Origin of the sequence: Luteitalea sp. (assembly GCA_009377605.1) — a bacterium.
Classification (GTDB): Bacteria; Acidobacteriota; Vicinamibacteria; order Vicinamibacterales; family Vicinamibacteraceae; genus WHTT01.
The window spans coordinates 1-4,103 of record WHTT01000178.1; the positions used below are offsets into that span (position 1 = coordinate 1).

4 protein-coding genes are annotated in these 4,103 nt (G+C 65.1%); 3 read left to right on the plus strand and 1 reads right to left on the minus strand.

From position 1 onward, the window contains the following. From GEV06_28125 to cydB, 3 genes are all read left to right on the plus strand, one after another. The coding region (locus tag GEV06_28125) for a site-2 protease family protein (protein MPZ21724.1) at positions 1-868 on the plus strand (868 nt) is incomplete at its 5' end. Between the two features lie 12 nt (positions 869-880). Then, positions 881-2,257, plus strand: a complete 1,377-nt coding sequence (locus tag GEV06_28130) for a cytochrome ubiquinol oxidase subunit I (GenBank protein ID MPZ21725.1) — start codon at positions 881-883, stop codon at positions 2,255-2,257. Continuing rightward, the gene (gene cydB / locus GEV06_28135) at positions 2,250-3,296 is read left to right on the plus strand and encodes a cytochrome d ubiquinol oxidase subunit II (GenBank protein MPZ21726.1); all 1,047 of its coding nucleotides are present in this window, start codon (positions 2,250-2,252) and stop codon (positions 3,294-3,296) included. Before GEV06_28130 ends, cydB begins: the two co-directional genes overlap by 8 nt. Before the next feature lie 311 nt (positions 3,297-3,607). On the opposite strand, the gene GEV06_28140 is transcribed toward cydB, so the two are convergent. Then, the coding region (locus tag GEV06_28140; GenBank protein MPZ21727.1) for a hypothetical protein at positions 3,608-4,103 on the minus strand (496 nt) is incomplete at its 5' end.

Consider the following 4,103-nt stretch of genomic DNA (forward strand, 5'->3'; position numbering starts at 1 on the left):
AGGCCTGCATCTCCTACTCATCGCGCTCACCCACGTCACCACGACGTGGGCTGGCGCGCTGCACCAGGGCATCAATCTGCTGCAGGAGCCCGCCCGCTTCACCGCGGGCTTATCCTACTCGCTGGGGCTCATGGCAATTCTCGGCGCGCACGAGATGGGGCACTACGTTGCCGCCATCTGGCATGGGATGCGCGTGACCCTGCCGTACTTCATCCCTGTGCCTTTCGCGCTCGGAACCTTCGGCGCGTTTATTCAGCTTCGGTCGCCGTCGCCATCACGTCGGGCCCTCTTCGACGTGGGCGTGGCGGGACCACTAGCTGGACTCGCCGTGGCAGTGCCGGCACTGCTGATCGGCCTGCCCTTGTCCTCGGTGTCGACGGCGGCGCCGAGCGCAGGACTCCACCTGGGGACCGATGCGGGATCGTCGATGCTGCTCACCCTCATCGCGAGCGTGGTCATCCCGGACGCGATCGCGGAGGGCCACGTGATCGTGCTTCACCCGTTGGCGTTCGCGGGCTGGCTGGGGTTGCTCGTGACGGCCCTCAACCTGATCCCGATCGGGCAGCTCGACGGCGGACACATCGCGGACGCCATGTTTGGTCCGCGCGCGAGCGCGACGATCGCCACCCTCGCCATGGTCACGCTGGTGCTCCTGGGCCTGTTCGTGTGGAGCGGTCTGCTATTCTGGGCGTTCATCGCCTTCTTCATCGCAGGTCGGAAGGGCCTCCCGCCACTGAACGACCTCACCGTTCTTGACACGCGCCGTCTGGCGGTGGGCATCTTCAGCTTCGCGTTGCTCGTGGCCATTTTGCTGCCGGTTCCGCACGGTCTGTACGAGACGATAGGTATCCACTGTCCGTACCTGTAGGCGTTCGGTCCCATGTCCGATCCGCTCCTCTGGCACCGGCTGCAGTTCGCCTTCACGATCATCTACCACTATCTCTTCCCGCAGCTCACGATGGGCCTGGCCTTGCTCATCGTCGTGCTGAAAATCGTGGGCCTTCGGACCGGCCGTGCGAAGTGGGATGACGCCGCGCGCTTCTGGATACGGATATTTGGCATCAACTTCGCCATGGGCGTCGTCACCGGTATTCCCATGGAGTTCCAGTTCGGGACGAACTGGGCACGGTTCTCGGAGATCGCCGGTGGGGTGATCGGGCAAACGTTGGCCATGGAGGGGATGTTCGCCTTCTTCTTGGAGTCGGCCTTTCTCGGGTTGCTGGTCTTCGGCGAACGGCGGCTCGGGCGGCGCGGCCATTTCCTGGCGGCGGCGGCGCTCTTCCTCGGAAGCTGGCTCTCGGGCTACTTCATCGTCACCACGAACGCATTCATGCAGTACCCGGTCGGGCACGAGGTCGGCCCCGGCGGACATCTGCACCTGGTTGATTTCTGGGCGTTCGTGCTGAGCCCGTGGGCATTGGCGCAATATGCACACACGATGATGGCGTCGGTGGTGACGGCGTCGTTCGTGATGGCAGCGGTCGGTGCCTATTACGCGCTCCAAGGTCTACACGGCGGGCAGGCCCGCCTCTTTCTTCGCATCGGCGTCGCGGCGGGTCTCCTGTCGAGCGTGCTGGTGGCGTTTCCCACCGGCGATCTCCAGGCGAAGCTCGTGGCGGAACATCAGCCGGTCACACTGGCGGCCATGGAAGGCCGCTTCGAGAGCGGCGGGATGGCGGAGATCAACGTGATTGGGCAGCCGAACGTGCGCGAGCGGCGGCTCGACAATCCCATCCGCATTCCCGGCATGCTGAGCTGGCTGGCGTACGGCCAGTTCCACCGCAACGTGCGCGGGCTGAACGAGTTCCCCGAGGACGTGTGGCCGGACAACATCGAGTTGCTCTATTACGCCTTCCACGTGATGGCGGGATTGGGCACGCTGTTCATCCTGCTCATGGCGACCGCCGCCGTCTTCGACTGGCGTGGTCGACTCGGACGCAGTCGGTTGCTGCTGTGGATCCTGATGCTCGCGTTCCCCTTTCCCTACATCGCGAACACGGCAGGCTGGATGACGACCGAGCTGGGCCGGCAGCCGTGGTTGGTCTACGGCATCCTGCGGACGGCCGATGGAGCCAGTCCGACGGTCCATGCTGGCACGGCGCTCTTCACGCTGATCGGGTTTTCTGGGCTCTACTTCGTCTTGGGGCTGCTCTTTCTCCATCTCATCGGGCGGGAGATCGCGCACGGACCGACAGCGCTGAACCCCAATGAGGGGACAGCCGCCCTCGCGCATGGCGCGGAGGTGCCACGTGATTGAGCTGTGGTTTGCCATCGCGGCGCTCATGCTGGCCACCTACGTTGTCCTGGACGGCTTCGATTTCGGGGCCGGCGCCCTGCACCTCTTTGTTGCCAAGAGCGACCAGGAGAGGCGTCAGGTGCTGGCTGCCATCGGCCCATTCTGGGACGGCAACGAGGTTTGGCTCCTCGCCACAGGCGGTGTGCTCTTCGTCGCATTCCCGAAAGTACTTGCGGCAGGCCTCTCCGGCTTCTACTTTGCCATCTTCCTGGTGTTGTGGACGCTGATCCTCCGCGGCATCGCGATTGAGTTCCGCAGTCACATCGAGCAGCCACTCTGGCGCGCAGCCTGGGACGTCGTCTTCGGCGTCGCGAGCGCCCTGCTGCCAGTCCTCTTTGGCGCGGCACTCGGCAACCTGCTCCGGGGGCTTCCCATGAACCAGGAGGGATGGTTCTCGCTTCCGCTCTTCACGGACTTCACGGCCAGCGGCGAGGTTGGGATCCTGGACTGGTACACCGTGCTCGTGGGAGTGTTCGCGCTCCTCGCCATCGTTGGGCACGGCGGGACGTACCTGGCGTGGAAGACGGACGGGACGGTTCACGCGCGCAGCCGAACCGCCGCGACCTGGTGCTACGCCACCGTAGCGGTGCTGTGGCCGATTGTCACAGCGGCCACGGCGGCCGTGAATGCGACCCTATACGAGGCCCTGTCAAGCCGGCCACTGGCCTGGCTTGCCTTGGCCGCTGCGCTCGGCGGAATCGTCTCCGTCGTGCTCGGCCTGCGTGGCCATCGGCCGCTTCAGGCATTTCTCGGGTCGAGCGCGTTCCTCGGGGGCTTGCTCGGCGCGACAGCGGCGCTCGTGTTCCCGGTAATGTTGCGCGCGACAAGCGGCGACGACCTCTCGCTGACGGCCTACAACAGCGCGGTGCCTCCAGCGAGCCTCCGCATCGCGCTCGGGTGGTGGGTCATCGCGGCGCCGCTCGCCGTGGTGTACTTCGTCGTCCTCTTCCGCATTCACCGGGGCAAGGCCATCGCTCCACGTCAAGGTGAAGGCTATTGAGGCGTACACGGCTCACTTGACGACCAAGACTCATCTCACCCGGACCAAGTCTGCAGGATCCGCAAGTAGTGCGCGCGTTCGAAGTACGCCGGATCGCTGCAGCGCCGCAGGTTCAAGCGCCCGCGAAACGCGTCGATCGACTCGTGGTGATGCTGCGTCATCCAGTAGCGGAGACCCTGTTCCATCTCCCGAGGGAGTGTCAGGCGCAACAGACAACCGACCGCGACGAGCCCCGTTAGAGCCTGCGAAACAAACGGGCAGGGCGGTAGCCCCAATGGGCTCACCGGCAGTCGTCTCAATCTCGCGGTCCTTCAGACGCGACCTTTCTTCGCGTCGCGCCGTCGCCGCCCGCCGCCGGGGGATGCCTTCCTGGTTCGCCGCGCACGTCCCGGGATGAGAATCTCTCCCCGAGCGGCTTTCTCCGCGATGTCTCGCAACTCGTGCCGAATCTGATAGGCCCCGCGCCTGAGAATGGCGGGAACGTCCCGGCCCTGCCGGATGAACGACACGATGATGATGTGCCGTTCAGCGACAGGCATGTAAACAATGTAGTGTTCCCGGACGGGGTACAGGGACAGGCCGGTGCCGCCGGCGAGCTCCTTGCGGGGGTTAAAGAACCTGTAGTTCTCCGCTAGACGCTGCGCGCCCCTGTGCAGATCGTCGAGATACTGGTCGGTCAGCCTCTCGTCCCAGCGCGCCAATGACCAGGCCGTCAGCTCCTCGAGATCCCGTGCGGCCGTGGCGGTGAGGATGTATCGCTTACGGGGCACGGCGCCGCGGCCTTTTCCGCCCCTTGAAATCCACGAT

Coding starts and splice junctions, on each gene's coding strand:
- GEV06_28130 (MPZ21725.1), top strand. CDS start 881: ATGTCCGATCCGCTCCTCTGGCACCGGCTGCAGTTCGCCTTCACGATC.